Origin of the sequence: Pseudomonas hefeiensis, assembly GCF_030687835.1 — a bacterium.
Lineage (GTDB): Bacteria > Pseudomonadota > Gammaproteobacteria > Pseudomonadales > Pseudomonadaceae > Aquipseudomonas > Aquipseudomonas hefeiensis.
Genome location: NZ_CP117449.1, coordinates 3,943,131 through 3,958,766, shown reverse-complemented (window position 1 = coordinate 3,958,766; position 15,636 = coordinate 3,943,131). Strand labels below are relative to the sequence as shown.

The window sequence follows — 15,636 nt, the reverse complement described above, 5'->3', positions numbered from 1 at the left end:
TCCGATCAATGTTGCTCAGTTGACCCCGCGCAGAACCTGTGGCCGGGGATTCGCGCGTTTAAGCGACGCCGTTTTGCGAGCAAAAATCGGCACGAGGTTGGGCTTAAGGGCTTGAAGAGGTGATATCAAATAGCTATCTTTATGCTTCATTCATCTAATCATCTATATCAATACTGGTTAGATTTTCGGCCCCTTCTTAGATAGCCGCGTCAGTTTTCATCGTTCGTGGCTGATACCAAAGGAAAGTCATGAACTCTCGGATCGCGAATATGAGCGTTATGCTCAAGCTGGCTTTGGGCTTTGCTGTTGTGCTGCTTCTGACTGCTATTCTCGCCGCGACCGGCTGGTTCAGCCTGGGAAAAATGATCGAGCGCACTGATCGAATGACCAGCATTACCGAGCTTGGCAGCCGTCTTGATCACCTGCGCAGGGCGCGCTTGCAGTACCAGTTGGACAGGGGCGATGAACAAAAGGGCGCATTGATCCAGGCGTCGCTGGAGCAGTTTGTCGCCAAGCAGAAAAGCCTCACAAAAGAGCTGGAAAAACCTGAAAACCTGAAGAAACTTGCACTGATCGAGCAGGCCAGCACGCAGTACCAAGTGGCGCTGAATACGATGCGCGAGGCTTATCGCAATGACGCAGCCATGCGCAAGGAAATGGGCGTCAATGCGGTCAAGGGCGCCGCGCTGATTGCCAAGGTCATCACTGACGTAGAAGCATTGCCCGCCTCGGATGAGCGCCGCTTTGATCTTTATAAGCTCATTCTCAAGGCCAAAGAGGACGTGGCGCTGGTTCGCTATGAAGTGCGTGGCTATACCGGCAACCCCAACAGCACCACCGAACAAGCCGCCACCCGCCAGCTCGCAAATGCGTTCAAGAGCATCGAAGCTCTCAACAGCGCTTTCGGCCCGACCTATGCCGACACCATCAAGCAGTTGGAAACCGCGCTGGTTGCTTACCGTCGTTCGGTGCAGGACTTCACTGCCAGCAATCAGGCCATTGGCAAGGCTGTGCAGGACACTGTCGATTTGGGTGAAACCATCACCCGTCTGTCTGAAGAAATGTATGCCAGCCAACTGGCCTTCCGTGACGAAGACAGCGCCCAGGCTCGTATCCTGCAACTGAGCTGTACTGCCTTGGCGATGTTGTTGGGGATTTTTGCTGCCCTGATCATCACCCGCCAGATTACCCGGCCGTTGCAAGACACATTGGCTGTGGTCGATCGCATTGCGGCAGGCGACCTCACGCAACATCTGGTCGTGACTCGCACTGATGAACTGGGTGTCTTGCAGCAGGGTATTGAGCGTATGGGCACCACCTTGCGCGACCTGATCGGTGGCATCCGCGATGGCGTCACCCAAATCGCCAGTGCCGCCGAAGAGCTATCGGCTGTCACTGAGCAGACCAGTGCCGGGGTCAATAGTCAGAAGATCGAGACCGATCAGGTGGCGACCGCCATGCACGAAATGTCGGTCACCGTGCATGAAGTCGCGCGCAATGCCGAACAAGCTCGCGCAGCCGCATCAGAGGCCGATGCACAAGCCCGTATTGGCGACCAAGTGGTCGCGCAAGCCATCGTTCAGATTGAGCGCTTGGCCAGCGAGGTCGGGCGCTCAGTCGAAGCCATGAACGAGCTGGAGCAAGAAAGCGGACGTATCGGCAAAATCATGGACGTGATCAGGGCGGTGGCTGAGCAGACCAACTTGCTGGCCCTTAATGCCGCCATTGAGGCCGCTCGCGCGGGTGACGCCGGTCGCGGTTTTGCCGTGGTCGCCGACGAAGTACGTGGGCTGGCCCAGCGTACCCAGCACTCCACCGAAGAGATTGAGAGTCTGGTGGCGGGCTTGCAGAGTGGCACGCGGCAGGTAGCGAGTATGATGCAAAATAGCCGCGAACTGACCGACAGCAGCGTGGAGTTGGCAGGCAAAGCCGGCACATCCCTGGGCAACATCACCCAGGCGGTTTCTGGCATTCAGGCCATGAACCAGCAGATTGCCGCCGCCGCGGTGCAACAAAGCTCGGTGGCCGAGGAAATCAGCCGCAGTGTCCTGAATGTGCGCGATGTATCCGAACAGACCGCTTCAGCCAGCGAAGAAACCGCAGCCTCCAGCATCGAATTGGCGCGTCTGGGTAACCAGTTGCAGCAGTTGGTCAGTCACTTCAAGGTGTGAAAAATGTAGCGGTGAAAACCGGCAAAAAAAAGCCCCGAACCAGTCGGGGCGTTAGAACGTCGGCTTTGCGGTTAGCTTTTATTCGGTCCGCAAGGGCCGTTTACTCAAGACAAGCCGAGGATCAGTGGAACTGCTCTTCTTCGGTGGAACCGGTCAGCGCGGTTACCGAGGAGGTGCCGCCCTGGATCACGGTGGTCATGTCGTCGAAGTAGCCGGTGCCCACTTCCTGCTGGTGAGCCACGAAGGTGTAGCCCTTGGCGGCGTCAGCGAACTCCTGCTCTTGCAGCTTCACGTAGGCGGTCATGTCGTTGCGGGCGTAGTCGTGCGCCAGGTTGAACATGCTGTGCCACATGTTGTGAATGCCGGCCAGGGTGATGAACTGGTGCTTGTAGCCCATGGCGGACAGTTCGCGCTGGAACTTGGCGATGGTCGCGTCGTCCAGGTTTTTCTTCCAGTTGAAGGAAGGCGAGCAGTTGTACGACAGCAGTTGGTCCGGGTATTCCTTCTTGATCGCTTCGGCGAAGCGGCGCGCCTCGTCCAGGTCCGGCTTGGCGGTTTCGCACCAGATCAGGTCGGCATACGGCGCGTAGGCCAGGCCACGGGCGATCGCCTGGTCGAGACCGGCGCGAACCTTGTAGAAACCTTCCTGGGTGCGGGTGCCGGTTACGAATGGCTGGTCGTACGGGTCGCAGTCGGACGTCAGCAGGTCAGCGGCGTTGGCGTCGGTACGGGCCAGGATGATGGTCGGTACACCGGCAACGTCAGCGGCCAGGCGGGCAGCGGTGAGCTTCTGCACGGCTTCCTGGGTCGGCACCAATACTTTGCCGCCCATGTGGCCGCATTTCTTCACCGAGGCCAATTGGTCTTCGAAGTGAACGCCGGCGGCGCCTGCTTCGATCATGCTCTTCATCAGCTCGTAGGCGTTCAGTACGCCGCCGAAACCGGCTTCAGCGTCGGCCACGATTGGCGCGAAGTAGTCGATGTAGCCTTCGTCGCCCGGGTTCTTGCCGGCTTTCCACTGGATCTGGTCGGCACGACGGAACGAGTTGTTGATGCGCTTGACCACGGTTGGAACCGAATCCACCGGGTACAGCGACTGGTCCGGGTACATCGACTCGGCAGAGTTGTTGTCCGCAGCCACTTGCCAGCCCGACAGGTAGATCGCCTGGATACCGGCCTTGACTTGCTGTACCGCCTGGCCGCCGGTCAGGGCGCCCATGCAGTTGACGAAATCTTTCTCGGGACGGAAGGCCGGCTTGGCGCCCTGGGTGACCAGGTTCCACAGTTTCTCGGCGCCCATTTTCGCAAAGGTGTGCTCAGGTTGAACCGAGCCACGCAGACGGACGACGTCAGCAGCGGAGTAATTGCGCTTCACGCCTTTCCAGCGCGGGTTTTCAGCCCAGTCTTTTTCAAGGGCTGCAATTTGCTGTTCGCGTGTCAGTGCCATGGAGATAAACCTCGTCGCATAGGTCTGGGGTGGAAAATTCCTGCTCCTGCCGACCAGGGGTTGGACGGTCAAGTCGGTTCAGGCGGGGAGGCGACGGGATGAACGATGGGCTCGAGGGGAAAAGTGAGCAGGTAGAGGCGAACTGCGGGCGCATTCGGGCGTCGTGGGCCTTTATACGAACTCAGAGTGATGCCGGGTTACCTAGTTACGCTTCCGTCCCTCGGGACAACTTCGTTCCAGTCGCAACCTCGTCAAACACACCTTGTGGGCGGTACAGACACGAATCGGCTCGCAGGGTAATTGCAAGCGTCGACCCGAAGGCCCTTGCCAGGGCCCCTGATTAGCGGGAGCGAGGCCATCATGCCTTCGGTTTTTTGGCTCGTCAAACGTTTTGTAGTGGTTTTTTTGTGGCACTACATCTTTGGTCTAATACGACTCGTCAGTCAGTTTTTGGTGCTTCAGTTCAGGGTGTCCACCTTAACCCGCAGAATCATGTCGTCCCGACCTTGAGTCGAGTAGCTGCGGCTCAGCCCCTGTTTATCGGCCTGAGTCTGACGATTGACGCCGGCCAGGGTGATCCATTCACCCAGGCGACCGCTGACAGTTGTGTCGGTACTTTGAACGTTCACTACATCGGGACGTTCCTGGCTCATGCGGTCACGGTTGGTACTGATGTTCAGATGAACGGTCTCGCCGGTGACGCTGGCCGTGACATAAAAGCCCTGGGTGACGTTGCGGTATTCGGTCTGGCTTTGCAGGCGGCCGTAGGTATCGGTCTGGGTGCTGGTGAACGGCACACTCTGGCCGACCTGAATCAGTGCCGGCTGGCCTTCGCTGGCTTGTACCTGCTGCACACCGCCTTCGCGGCTGGCGGTGCTGCGGTTGATGATGCGGGTCTGGCTGGGGGCGGCGCCGTTGATCGAGTAGCCCTGGTCGCCCTGCAAGTTGTTTTCGTTGGTGTCGACCGTGATCAGCAGGCGCTTGGGGGCGGTGTCCAGTTGGGCGAGAAATGCCTTGAGCTCCTCGATTTTCCCGGGCTCGGCTTTGACGATCAGTTGGTTGCCATAGGCGCTGACCTGGCCGTCCTTGCCGATGAAATTCTGCGCCACCGGCAACAGGTCGGCGCTGGTTCGGTAGTTCAGCGGGACGATTTCAGTAGCGGCCATCACCGATAGGCTGCAGCCGAGCAGCAGGGTGGCGAGCAGGGTGCGTAAGGACATGTCCATTTCTCCGCGAGACAAAGGCTTGATATTGCCAGTTTGTCGGCCTGGGGTGGGGCAAGTTGAATGTTAGACGGCAAAACGCCCCGGCATCGGTGGATGGCGGGGCGTTTTTGGGGTGTTGCAGGATGCTTTTGTGGCGAGGGGATTTATCCCCGCTGGGCTGCGAAGCCGCCCCAAACAGCCGCCACGGTATATCAGGCTGATAGCGTCAGATTCATTGGGGTTGCTGCGCAACCCGGCGGGGATAAATCCCCTCGCCACAGAGGTTCAGGCCGAGTGCCGCACCATGTCCACATGAGGAATCCCGGCTTCCAGGAACTCCTCGCTGACCACGGCAAAACCCAGTCGCTCGTAGAACGGCGTGGCATGCACCTGGGCGCTGAGCATCTGTTGTTTGAGCCCACGCTTCTCCGCTTCGGCGATCAGCGCATGCATCAATGCATCGCCCACTTTCAGGCCCCGCCAGTCCTTGAGCACCGAGACCCGACCGATATGGCCGTCAGTCAGCAGGCGGGCGGTGCCGATGGGGAAGTCGCCTTCGAAGGCCAGAAAATGCACCGCACCCTGGTCGTCAGCGTCCCATTCCAGCTCGGGCGGGACGGATTGCTCGGCAATGAACACAGTCTCACGAATGCGCCGGATCTCGGCGTTATCCTTTTGCCAGTTTGCGACACGAACGTGAATTCTATTCATCAGCGAACCCCAGGCTGCCTTGCTTGACCAGCTCGCAGATCAGGCCGCGACCGTCTTCGTCGGCCAGCCACGGACCGAGGTTTTCGCTGTGCAGGGCGTCGGCGGCGCAGATCATTTTCAGCAGTTCGCGCAGCTTGCCGGGCAGGTAGCGGCTTTGGCCACTGGCGAACAGCAGCAGGTCGTCATCGACTTCCGACCAGGCCAGGCGGGCGCTTGGGTTGCGGATGATCACTGCGCCCTGTTCCAGGCCGGCCAGCAGGTCGTCTTCTTCCAGTTCCGGGCCTACCACCAGTTCCGGGTAGCGCGGCTCGGTCATGAATTGGCCGAACCAGGTCAGCAGCAGACGTTCGTCGCTCATGTGCTCGGCCAGCAGGCCCTTGAGGCGATCGAGGGCGTCGTGCTGGATCTGGTGCGGGTCGGCCACCGGGCGCGCATCGGCGTCGGTGTAGCGTTCTTCGTCCGGCAGGAACTGGCTGAGGAAGTCGGTGAAGTGGGTCAGCACTTCGGCGGCGCTCGGCGCACGGAAGCCCACCGAGTAAGTCATGCAGTCATCCACGGCCACGCCGCAGTGGGCCAGGCGCGGCGGCAGGTAGAGCATGTCGCCCGGTTCCAGGGTCCACTCGTCGGTGGCCTCGAAGTCGGCGAGGATGCGCAGGTCGGCGTGTTGCAGCAGCGGGCTCTCGGAGTCGCACATCTGGCCAATTTTCCAGTTGCGCTGGCCGTGGCCCTGCAGCAGGAACACATCGTAATTGTCGAAATGCGGGCCGACGCTGCCACCCGGGGCGGCGAAGCTGATCATCACATCGTCGATGCGCCAGCTCGGCAGGAAGCGGAAGTTTTCCAGCAGTTCGCTGACTTCGGGTACGAACTGATCGACAGCCTGCACCAACAGGGTCCACTCGCGCTCCGGCAGTTTGCTGAATTCGTCTTCGGCAAACGGGCCGCGACGCAATTCCCAGGGACGCTCACCGTGCTCGATGACCAGGCGCGATTCGACTTCTTCTTCCAGGGCCAGGCCGGCCAACTCGTCAGCATCGATCGGGTTTTGGAAGTCAGGAATCGCCTGACGGATCAGCAGCGGTTTTTTCTGCCAGTAGTCGCGCAGGAACTCCCGTGCCGTGATGCCGCCCAAGAGTTGCAGAGGAATATCAGGATTCATGTGTAACCTATTGAAAAAATATACTTTTCAGACGCGAATAAAAACGCCCGGCGCGGCCGGGCGTCTCAGGGCAAAGCGGTGGATCAGATGCGCTTGGCTTGTGCTGCTGCGTTGCCGATGTAGTTGGCCGGCGTGAGCTTTTTCAGCTCGGCGCGGGCCTCGGCAGGCATGTCCAGGCCATCAATGAAAGTCTGCAACGCTTCAGGGCTGATGCCCTTGCCACGGGTCAGTTCTTTGAGCTTTTCATACGGGTTTTCGATGTTGTAGCGACGCATCACGGTCTGGATCGGCTCGGCCAGGACTTCCCAGCAGGCGTCCAGGTCGGCGGCGATTTTCTGCTCGTTCAGTTCCAGCTTGCTGATGCCCTTGAGGCTGGCTTCGTAGGCAATGACGCTATGGGCAAAACCCACGCCCAGGTTGCGCAGCACCGTGGAGTCGGTCAGGTCACGCTGCCAGCGGGAAATCGGCAGCTTGCTCGCCAGGTGCTGGAACAAAGCGTTGGCGATACCCAGGTTGCCTTCGGAGTTTTCGAAGTCGATCGGGTTGACCTTGTGCGGCATGGTCGAGGAACCGATTTCGCCAGCGATGGTGCGCTGCTTGAAATAACCCAGGGAGATGTAGCCCCAGATGTCACGGTCGAAGTCGATCAGGATGGTGTTGAAACGCGCGATCGCATCGAACAGCTCGGCGATGTAGTCATGCGGCTCGATCTGGGTGGTGTACGGGTTGAAGCTCAGGCCCAGCTCGTCTTCGATGAAGGCGCGCGCGTTGGCTTCCCAGTCGATGTCCGGGTAGGCCGACAGGTGAGCATTGTAGTTGCCCACTGCGCCGTTGATCTTGCCCAGCAGCGGTACGGCGGCAACCTGGGCGATCTGGCGCTCCAGACGGTACACCACGTTCGCCAGTTCCTTGCCCAGGGTGGTCGGCGAAGCCGGTTGACCATGGGTGCGCGACAGCATCGGCACGTCAGCGAAGCGGATCGCCAGCTCGCGGATGGCTTGGGCGGTCTGGCGCATCAGCGGCAGCATCACCTCATCACGGCCTTCGCGCAGCATCAGGGCGTGGGACAGGTTGTTGATGTCCTCGCTGGTGCAGGCAAAGTGGATGAATTCGCTGACGTTGGCCAGTTCCGGCAGCTTGGCCGCCTGCTCCTTGAGCAGGTATTCGATGGCTTTGACGTCGTGGTTGGTGGTGCGCTCGATCTCTTTGACGCGCTCGGCGTGCTCCAGCACAAAGTTTTCAGCCAGGGCGTTCAGTACCGCGTTGGCTTGCGCGGAAAACGCCGGGACTTCACCAATGGCAGGGTGAGCGGCAAGGCGCTGGAGCCAGCGCACTTCAACCAGGACGCGAGCGCGGATCAGGCCGTACTCGCTGAAAATCGGGCGCAGGGCCTGGGTTTTGCCGGCGTAGCGGCCGTCAACAGGGGAAACCGCAGTGAGCGAAGAAAGCTGCATGGGGTGTTCTCGGACAGTCGGGCAACGAAATGGGGCGCGTATCATACATGAAAACAATCGCCGGTCCGTCGCCAACTGACCGGCGTATTACGCGTAACGATCTACAAAAGCGGGTTGAGGCGACTTATTCGTTGCGCATCAACGGGTAAAGCTCTTTCAGCAATTTGCGTCGGCTGATCACCAGTTGCCAGCGATGACCACCCAACTGCCGCCACAGCCGCGCCGAGCGAATTCCGGCCAGCAACAGGGCGCGGATCTTCGAGGCATTGCTCGGCTGCTGCAGGTTGCGCATGTCTCCGTGTACCTGGATGCGCTGGCGCAAGGTGCTCAGGGTGTCCTGGTACAACGCACCGCAAGCGGCGATGACGTTTTCGTGGGCGGGACCGAAGTGTTCAACCTGGGACTGAATCTGCGGCAGACGATTGCCGATGGTGTCCAGCAGGTCGTCGCGCTTGGCCAACTGACGTTCAAGGCCCAGCATCGACAGGGCATAGCGCAGCGGCTCGCGTTGCAGAGTGCTGGGGTCGCGCTCCAGGGCGCCGATCAGCGCGCGATAACCCTCGCGCAGGTTCAGGTCGTCGCCGCCATAGACTTCAAGCGTGTCCTTGGGGTCACGAATCAGCAGGCTGCCGAGCATACAGCTCAGGCCTGCTTCAGTGGCCTGGCCGGTCTTGGCGATCCGGTCCACCAGCACGGCGGCGAGAAACACGCCGCCCAATGCCGTCAGTTGCTCCTGGGTCGGGCTCATGCCTTGCTGCTCCAGGGCTCTGCGACTTCGATCACGCCGCCGCCCAGGCAGATTTCCCCGTCGTAGAACACCACGGACTGGCCGGGTGTGACTGCGCGTTGTGGGTCGTCGAAGGTGGCACGATAGCCGCTGGCGGTTTTTTCCAGCAAGCAGGGCTGATCACTCTGGCGGTAGCGAACCTTGGCCGTCAGACGGCGCGGTTGGCTGAGGTCGATCGGGTTGACCCAATAGATGTCGGAGGCGAGCAGGGCGCGGGAGAACAGCCATGGATGGTCGTTGCCCTGGCCGACGATCAGTTCGTTGTGCTCCAGGTCCTTGACCAGCACGTACCACGGCTCTTCACCGGCGTCTTTCAGCCCGCCAATGCCCAGGCCCTGGCGCTGGCCGATGGTGTGGTACATCAGGCCATGGTGGCGGCCGATGACTTCGCCTTCGGTGGTCTTGATTTCGCCTGGCTGGGCTGGCAGGTACTGCTTGAGGAAATCGCTGAAGCGCCGCTCGCCGATAAAGCAGATGCCGGTGGAATCCTTCTTCTTGGCGGTGGCCAGGGCGTGTTTTTCGGCGATCGCGCGCACTTGCGGTTTTTCCAGCTCGCCCACCGGGAACAGGGTCTTGGCGATCTGCTCGCCGCCGACGGCGTGCAGGAAGTAGCTCTGGTCCTTGTTCGGGTCCAGGCCCTTGAGCAGCTCGGTGCGGCCATCGATATCGCGGCGGCGCACATAGTGGCCGGTGGCGATCAGGTCAGCGCCGAGCATCATGGCGTAGTCGAGGAACGCCTTGAACTTGATTTCGCGGTTGCAGAGGATGTCCGGGTTCGGCGTACGACCGGCCTTGTATTCGGCCAGGAAGTGCTCGAACACGTTGTCCCAGTACTCGGCGGCGAAGTTGGCGGTATGCAGCTTGATGCCGATCCTGTCGCACACGGCCTGGGCGTCCGCCAGGTCGTCCATGGCGGTGCAGTATTCAGTTCCGTCGTCTTCTTCCCAGTTCTTCATGAACAGGCCTTCCACCTCATAACCCTGCTCGATCAGCAGAAGGGCGGAAACGGAAGAGTCCACGCCGCCGGACATGCCGACAATGACGCGCTTGTTGGGGGTGTCAGAAGGGGCTGGATCACGCATAGCAGTTCAATGAGTGTCTTGAAAAAGGACGCGATTCTATCAGGCCCGGACGCGCAAGGCTAAAGAGAAGGACGGATCAGTGTCAGGCTGTGCCGATGGCCGCCCAGATAATCGTCGATGCAGCGGATGATCAGCTCGCTGCGCCAGTGCTCACGTTGTTCGAGCAACTCGTTGCGGGTCAGCCACTTGGCGCCGAGGATGCCGTCGTCCAGTTGATAGTCGGGGCGGTGGTTCAAGGCCTTGGCGGCGAAGCAAACCCGTTGGTAGGTCACGCCATTGCTGGGGGCGGTGTACAGGTAAATGCCGATCACGCTGGTGGGTTCGACGTCCCAGCCGGTTTCTTCCAGGGTTTCGCGCACGGCGGCTTCGATCAGGGTTTCGTTCGGGTCCAGGTGGCCGGCCGGCTGGTTGAGCACCGCTCGTCCGCCCTTGGATTCTTCCACCATCAGGAAACGGCCGTGGTCTTCGACGATGGTGGCGACGGTGATGTGGGGGTTCCAGTCCATAGCGTTGCCTCTATATAACTGTTTGAACGCAGATCCTGTGGGAGCGGGCTTGCTCGCGAAAGCGGTGTGTCAGTCAATGCAGATGTTGAATGATAAATTGCCTTCGCGAGCAAGCCCGCTCCCACAAGGGGAAATTACGTTGTGTCTGGAAACACAAACCCCGGCACCAGGCCGGGGTTTGTGGTGTTCCCTTACAACCTTACACCAGCGCAGCAATCGCCGCGTTGAAGGTGTTGCTTGGGCGCATGGCCTTGCTGGTCAGCTCCGGGTTGGCGAAGTAGTAACCGCCGATGTCCACCGGTTTGCCTTGGACGGCATTGAGCTCGGCAACGATTTTTTCTTCGTTGTCGGTCAGTGTCTTGGCCAGGGAGGCGAACTGGGCCTTGAGGGCTGCGTCGTCGTTTTGAGCGGCCAATGCCTGAGCCCAGAACAGGGTCAGGTAGAAGTGGCTGCCACGGTTGTCGATGCCGCCGACCTTGCGCGAAGGCGACTTGTTGCGGTCCAGGAACTCACCCGTGGCCTGGTCCAGGGTCTTGGCCAGCACCAGGGCTTTAGGGTTGTTGTAGGTCACACCCAGGTGTTCGAGGGAGGCGGCCAGGGCCAGGAACTCGCCCAGGGAGTCCCAGCGCAGGAAGTTCTCTTCCAGCAACTGCTGAACGTGCTTGGGTGCCGAGCCGCCGGCGCCGGTTTCGAACAGGCCACCGCCGTTCATCAGCGGCACGATCGACAGCATCTTGGCGCTGGTGCCCAGTTCCATGATCGGGAACAGGTCGGTCAGATAGTCGCGCAATACGTTGCCGGTCACCGAAATGGTGTCCTTGCCTTCGCGGGTACGGGCCAGGGTGAACCTCATCGCGTCGACAGGCGACATGATGCGGATGTCCAGGCCGGCAGTGTCGTAGTCCTTCAGGTAAGCCTGGACCTTCTCGATCACGACGCCGTCATGGGCGCGCATCGGGTCCAGCCAGAAGATCGCCGGGGTGCCGCTGGCACGGGCCCGGTTAACGGCCAGTTTGACCCAATCCTGGATCGGCGCGTCTTTGGTCTGGCACATGCGGAAGATATCGCCCGCCTCGACCTTCTGCTCCAGCAGGGTGCGACCGGTGTTGTCCGAAACACGAACCACGCCGTCGGCCTTGATCTGGAAAGTCTTGTCGTGGGAACCGTACTCTTCGGCTTTCTTGGCCATCAGGCCGACGTTCGGCACGCTGCCCATGGTGGTTGGATCGAAGGCGCCGTGTTGCTTGCAGTCTTCGATCACTGCCTGGTAGATGGTGGCGTAGCAGCGATCCGGGATCACGGCCTTGGTGTCGTGCAACTGGCCGTCGGTGCCCCACATTTTGCCGGAGTCACGGATCATGGCCGGCATCGAGGCGTCGACGATCACGTCGCTCGGCACGTGCAGGTTGGTGATGCCTTTATCGGAGTTGACCATCGCCAGGGACGGGCGCGCCGCGTAGACCGTCTGGATATCGGCTTCGATCTGCGCCTGCTGCTCGGCCGGCAGGGCCTTGATGCGGGCGTACAGGTCGCCGATGCCGTTGTTCAGGTTGAAGCCGATCTGCTCCAGCACTTGTGCGTGCTTGGTCAGGGCGTCTTTATAGAACTCGGCAACGATCTGGCCGAACATGATCGGGTCGGAGACCTTCATCATGGTGGCCTTGAGGTGAACCGACAGCAGGACGCCTTTTTGCTTGGCGTCTTCGATCTCAGCGGCGATGAAATTGCGCAGGGCATTTTTGCTCATCATGGCGCAGTCGAGGATCTCACCGGCTTGTACGGTGGTTTTTTCCTTCAGGACAGTGGCAGTGCCGTCCTGAGCGATCAGCTCGATTTTCACGCTGCCGGCGGCGTCGATCAGGGCGGCTTTTTCGCTGCCGTAGAAATCGCCGCTGCTCATGTGGGACACGTGGGATTTGGAGTCGGCTGCCCAGGCGCCCATCTTGTGCGGGTGCTTGCGCGCGTAGTTCTTGACCGACAGCGGTGCGCGGCGGTCGGAGTTGCCTTCACGCAGGACCGGGTTCACGGCGCTGCCCTTGACCTTGTCGTAACGGGCGCGTGCGTCTTTCTCGGCGTCGCTGGTCACGGTTTCCGGGTAGTCCGGCAGTGCGTAGCCCTGGGCCTGCAATTCCTTGATCGCGGCCTGCAGTTGCGGCACCGAGGCGCTGATGTTTGGCAGCTTGATGATGTTGGCTTCAGGCGTAATGGCCAGGTCGCCCAGTTCGGCGAGGTGGTCGGCTACGGCTTTGTCACCCAGTTGCTCGGGGAAGCTGGCCAGGATGCGCCCTGCGAGGGAGATATCGCGGGTTTCCATGGCGATATCGGCCGAAGCGGTAAAGGCTTCGACGATCGGCAGCAGCGAATAGGTGGCGAGGGCGGGCGCTTCGTCGGTGAAGGTATAGATGATCTTCGAGCGGGTGGGCATATTCGGATTAACTCTCTTCTTTGCTAAAGCATGCGCAGAAACTCGAGGGGCGCCGGGTAAGCGCGTTCGTTCAAAGTCATCCGTGAGTCGAATGTCGAGGTTTCTTCGCGGTGATGTTGGGTGCATCAGTCGAGCGTCAAGCGGTTGGGCCGCGGTAACGGTCCGGCTTTTAAACTGGCGGAAAGTCCTGTGATAGAGCACTCGGCCAGCGTGACCCTGTGGTCAGCGGCGGCATTATACATAGGTAGCTGGCAATCTGCCGATGGTTCATAGACTTCCGTACACGTCCATTGGTCTAAACGTCGCAGTGCCGAAGGAGCAGACGATGCTCACGTTTGGCGCTTTTCCCTTGGTTTTCAGGGTTGTACACCGCGAACTGCAACGCTTTTCCCCGGATGAGCCTAACGTAGGGTTTGCGCGCCGATTCAAGTGGGGTACGCTCGAACGCAGCCAGATGTTCAATCCAAGCAATGGAGTTCAGCATGGGGTATCAAAAGATTCAGGTTCCAGCCGTCGGTGACAAAATCACCGTCAATGCAGACCATTCTCTTAATGTTCCCGACAACCCGATCATCCCCTTCATCGAAGGCGACGGCATTGGCGTCGATATCAGTCCGGTCATGATCAAGGTTGTGGACGCTGCGGTTCAGAAGGCCTATGGCGGCAAGCGCAAGATTTCCTGGATGGAAGTCTATGCCGGTGAAAAAGCCACTCAGGTTTACGACCAGGACACCTGGCTGCCCCAGGAAACCCTGGACGCGGTCAAGGACTACGTGGTTTCCATCAAGGGGCCGCTGACCACGCCGGTCGGTGGTGGTATTCGTTCGCTGAACGTGGCCCTGCGTCAGCAACTCGATTTGTACGTATGCTTGCGTCCGGTGCGCTGGTTCGAAGGCGTGCCGAGCCCGGTCAAGAAGCCTGGCGACGTGGATATGACGATCTTCCGCGAAAACTCCGAAGATATTTACGCCGGCATCGAGTGGAAGGCCGGTTCGGCCGAAGCCACCAAGGTCATCAAGTTCCTGAAAGAAGAAATGGGCGTGACCAAGATCCGTTTCGACGAGAACTGCGGCATCGGGGTCAAGCCGGTTTCCAAGCAGGGCACCCAGCGTCTGGCCCGTAAGGCCTTGCAATATGTCGTCGACAACGACCGCGATTCGCTGACCATCGTGCATAAAGGCAACATCATGAAGTTCACCGAAGGTGCCTTCAAGGAGTGGGCCTACGAAGTGGCTGCCGAGGAGTTCGGCGCGACCCTGCTCGACGGCGGGCCGTGGATGCAGTTCAAGAACCCGAAAACCGGCAAGAATGTCATCGTCAAGGATGCCATCGCCGATGCCATGCTCCAGCAGATCCTGCTGCGCCCGGCCGAATACGACGTGATCGCGACCCTGAACCTCAACGGTGACTACCTCTCCGACGCCCTGGCGGCGGAAGTGGGCGGTATCGGTATCGCGCCGGGCGCCAACCTGTCTGACACCGTGGCGATGTTCGAAGCCACCCACGGCACCGCGCCCAAGTATGCCGGCAAGGACCAGGTCAACCCGGGTTCGCTGATTCTGTCGGCGGAAATGATGCTGCGTCACATGGGGTGGACCGAAGCGGCCGACCTGATCATCAAGGGCACCAACGGTGCGATTTCGGCCAAGACCGTGACCTATGATTTCGAACGCTTGATGGAAGGCGCCAAGTTGATGTCTTCCTCGGGCTTCGGCGATGCAATGATCTCGCACATGTAAGCGGATCAGTGTTCAACAGAGATGCCCGGCTCGAGTGATCGAGCCGGGCATTCTGTTATTTGTCGGTGCGGCGGCTGCCGATCAATGGACTTCAGTGGTCATGACGCTGACGGGGGTGGCGCAAGGGGTGGCTTCGACGGTTTCCGGCGCAATATTGACCGCATGCAGGCCCTTGGGGCCCTGGATGACATTGAATGTTACAGGTTGCCCGGCTTTCAAGGTTTTATAGCCTTCCATGCAGATCGCCGAGTAATGGGCGAAAAGGTCTTCATCCCTGCCGTTTGCAATAATGAAACCGTAGCCCTTGGCGTTATTGAACCATTTGACTTTGCCACTCATCTTGACGACCGACATAGGTCATATCCCTCTGCAACACACTCCATCAGTGGAGTATCATCCAGTCCATCCGCAGTCTAATCTTGAAAAACGAGATAGATTCCACGGACCTTTTTAACCCACGATGGGCTCTATTGGTTGTAACACCGTTTTCCCGATAGTCAAGGTGGCCGGGTGGTCGTGGTTGAAATCGCCCACAAGCGCCCCCATCACTGTATTCGCCAACTAAACGAACCTTTCTTTCCATGCATGCAGTCAGCCAGATTCGACTAACATTCAATCAGGATCGCCCGGATCTACACGACGACGATTCCGCAGGCATTGCTGTTCAGGAAGCAAAGCCTGCATTACAGGCGCCACCGATGTACAAGGTGGTTTTGTTCAACGATGACTACACACCGATGGATTTCGTCGTCGAAGTGCTCGAGGTGTTTTTTAACCTGAATCGCGAGCTGGCGACCAAGGTCATGCTGGCCGTCCATACAGAGGGACGGGCAGTATGTGGAGTGTTTACCCGCGACATCGCCGAGACGAAGGCCATGCAGGTCAACCAGTACGCCCGGGAAAGCCAGCATCCGCTACTCTGTGAAATCGAGAAGGACGGTTAACGCCGA

13 protein-coding genes and 1 pseudogene are annotated in these 15,636 nt (G+C 59.7%); 4 read left to right on the top strand and 10 right to left on the bottom strand.

Going from position 1 to position 15,636, the window contains the following annotated elements; translation table 11 throughout:
* Positions 1 to 248 precede the first annotated feature (248 nt).
* Together PSH57_RS29330 and PSH57_RS29325 are read left to right on the top strand one after the other, a co-directional pair.
* A pseudogene (locus tag PSH57_RS29330) lies at positions 249 to 1,268 on the top strand (methyl-accepting chemotaxis protein); the annotation flags it as partial.
* A 39-nt stretch (positions 1,269 to 1,307) separates the two neighbouring features.
* Positions 1,308 to 2,171 (top strand): methyl-accepting chemotaxis protein, encoded by an 864-nt coding sequence (locus PSH57_RS29325; RefSeq protein ID WP_422766105.1) that lies wholly within the window; start codon positions 1,308 to 1,310, stop codon positions 2,169 to 2,171.
* A 121-nt stretch (positions 2,172 to 2,292) separates the two neighbouring features.
* On the opposite strand, the gene aceA is transcribed toward PSH57_RS29325, so the two are convergent.
* The 9 genes from aceA to PSH57_RS17650 form a co-directional block, all read right to left on the bottom strand.
* Positions 2,293 to 3,618 carry an isocitrate lyase gene (gene aceA, locus PSH57_RS17690; RefSeq protein WP_014337679.1) on the bottom strand — a complete coding sequence of 442 codons (1,326 nt, stop codon included), beginning with the start codon at positions 3,616 to 3,618 and terminating at the stop codon, positions 2,293 to 2,295.
* Between the two features lie 458 nt (positions 3,619 to 4,076).
* Positions 4,077 to 4,838, bottom strand: a complete 762-nt coding sequence (locus tag PSH57_RS17685; protein ID WP_305384490.1) for a secretin N-terminal domain-containing protein — start codon at positions 4,836 to 4,838, stop codon at positions 4,077 to 4,079.
* A gap of 270 nt (positions 4,839 to 5,108) precedes the next feature.
* Entirely contained in the window at positions 5,109 to 5,534 is a 426-nt protein-coding gene (locus PSH57_RS17680) for a GNAT family N-acetyltransferase (protein ID WP_305415959.1), read from the bottom strand.
* The gene (locus tag PSH57_RS17675) at positions 5,527 to 6,693 is read right to left on the bottom strand and encodes a ribosomal protein uL16 3-hydroxylase (protein WP_305384487.1); all 1,167 of its coding nucleotides are present in this window, start codon (positions 6,691 to 6,693) and stop codon (positions 5,527 to 5,529) included. The genes PSH57_RS17680 and PSH57_RS17675 overlap by 8 nt, the downstream gene beginning before the upstream one ends.
* An 83-nt stretch (positions 6,694 to 6,776) precedes the next feature.
* Complete coding sequence (gene purB, locus PSH57_RS17670; protein WP_305384485.1) at positions 6,777 to 8,147, bottom strand: adenylosuccinate lyase; 1,371 nt, start codon at positions 8,145 to 8,147, stop codon at positions 6,777 to 6,779.
* A 124-nt stretch (positions 8,148 to 8,271) separates the two neighbouring features.
* Positions 8,272 to 8,895, bottom strand: a complete 624-nt coding sequence (gene hflD, locus PSH57_RS17665) for a high frequency lysogenization protein HflD (protein ID WP_047227727.1) — start codon at positions 8,893 to 8,895, stop codon at positions 8,272 to 8,274.
* Complete coding sequence (gene mnmA / locus PSH57_RS17660; protein WP_305384483.1) at positions 8,892 to 10,016, bottom strand: tRNA 2-thiouridine(34) synthase MnmA; 1,125 nt, start codon at positions 10,014 to 10,016, stop codon at positions 8,892 to 8,894. The genes hflD and mnmA overlap by 4 nt, the downstream gene beginning before the upstream one ends.
* Before the next feature lie 59 nt (positions 10,017 to 10,075).
* The gene (locus PSH57_RS17655; RefSeq protein WP_305384482.1) at positions 10,076 to 10,522 is read right to left on the bottom strand and encodes an NUDIX hydrolase; all 447 of its coding nucleotides are present in this window, start codon (positions 10,520 to 10,522) and stop codon (positions 10,076 to 10,078) included.
* A gap of 199 nt (positions 10,523 to 10,721) precedes the next feature.
* Positions 10,722 to 12,947 (bottom strand): NADP-dependent isocitrate dehydrogenase, encoded by a 2,226-nt coding sequence (locus PSH57_RS17650; RefSeq protein ID WP_305384481.1) that lies wholly within the window; start codon positions 12,945 to 12,947, stop codon positions 10,722 to 10,724.
* Between the two features lie 482 nt (positions 12,948 to 13,429).
* On the opposite strand from PSH57_RS17650, the gene icd reads away from it, so the two are divergent.
* Positions 13,430 to 14,686 carry an NADP-dependent isocitrate dehydrogenase gene (icd, locus tag PSH57_RS17645; protein WP_256228949.1) on the top strand — a complete coding sequence of 419 codons (1,257 nt, stop codon included), beginning with the start codon at positions 13,430 to 13,432 and terminating at the stop codon, positions 14,684 to 14,686.
* A gap of 81 nt (positions 14,687 to 14,767) precedes the next feature.
* Here icd and cspD read toward each other — a convergent pair whose 3' ends face one another.
* Positions 14,768 to 15,040 carry a cold shock domain-containing protein CspD gene (cspD, locus tag PSH57_RS17640; protein ID WP_422766042.1) on the bottom strand — a complete coding sequence of 91 codons (273 nt, stop codon included), beginning with the start codon at positions 15,038 to 15,040 and terminating at the stop codon, positions 14,768 to 14,770.
* Positions 15,041 to 15,267: 227 nt separating this feature from the next.
* Between cspD and clpS the strand changes: the two genes are divergently transcribed.
* On the top strand, positions 15,268 to 15,630 hold the full coding sequence (gene clpS / locus PSH57_RS17635; RefSeq protein ID WP_003180089.1) for an ATP-dependent Clp protease adapter ClpS: 363 nt from the start codon (positions 15,268 to 15,270) through the stop codon (positions 15,628 to 15,630).
* Positions 15,631 to 15,636 lie beyond the last annotated feature (6 nt).

Bases quoted from the DNA above. Each gene is read 5' to 3' on its own strand.
- PSH57_RS17650 (WP_305384481.1), bottom strand. From the start codon at position 12,947: ATGCCCACCCGCTCGAAGATCATCTATACCTTCACCGACGAAGCGCCC.
- mnmA (WP_305384483.1), bottom strand. From the start codon at position 10,016: ATGCGTGATCCAGCCCCTTCTGACACCCCCAACAAGCGCGTCATTGTC.
- PSH57_RS17675 (WP_305384487.1), bottom strand. From the start codon at position 6,693: ATGAATCCTGATATTCCTCTGCAACTCTTGGGCGGCATCACGGCACGG.
- PSH57_RS17680 (WP_305415959.1), bottom strand. From the start codon at position 5,534: ATGAATAGAATTCACGTTCGTGTCGCAAACTGGCAAAAGGATAACGCC.
- clpS (WP_003180089.1), top strand. From the start codon at position 15,268: ATGCATGCAGTCAGCCAGATTCGACTAACATTCAATCAGGATCGCCCG.
- icd (WP_256228949.1), top strand. From the start codon at position 13,430: ATGGGGTATCAAAAGATTCAGGTTCCAGCCGTCGGTGACAAAATCACC.
- PSH57_RS29325 (WP_422766105.1), top strand. From the start codon at position 1,308: ATGGGCACCACCTTGCGCGACCTGATCGGTGGCATCCGCGATGGCGTC.
- PSH57_RS17655 (WP_305384482.1), bottom strand. From the start codon at position 10,522: ATGGACTGGAACCCCCACATCACCGTCGCCACCATCGTCGAAGACCAC.
- hflD (WP_047227727.1), bottom strand. From the start codon at position 8,895: ATGAGCCCGACCCAGGAGCAACTGACGGCATTGGGCGGCGTGTTTCTC.
- purB (WP_305384485.1), bottom strand. From the start codon at position 8,147: ATGCAGCTTTCTTCGCTCACTGCGGTTTCCCCTGTTGACGGCCGCTAC.
- aceA (WP_014337679.1), bottom strand. From the start codon at position 3,618: ATGGCACTGACACGCGAACAGCAAATTGCAGCCCTTGAAAAAGACTGG.
- cspD (WP_422766042.1), bottom strand. From the start codon at position 15,040: ATGTCGGTCGTCAAGATGAGTGGCAAAGTCAAATGGTTCAATAACGCC.
- PSH57_RS17685 (WP_305384490.1), bottom strand. From the start codon at position 4,838: ATGTCCTTACGCACCCTGCTCGCCACCCTGCTGCTCGGCTGCAGCCTA.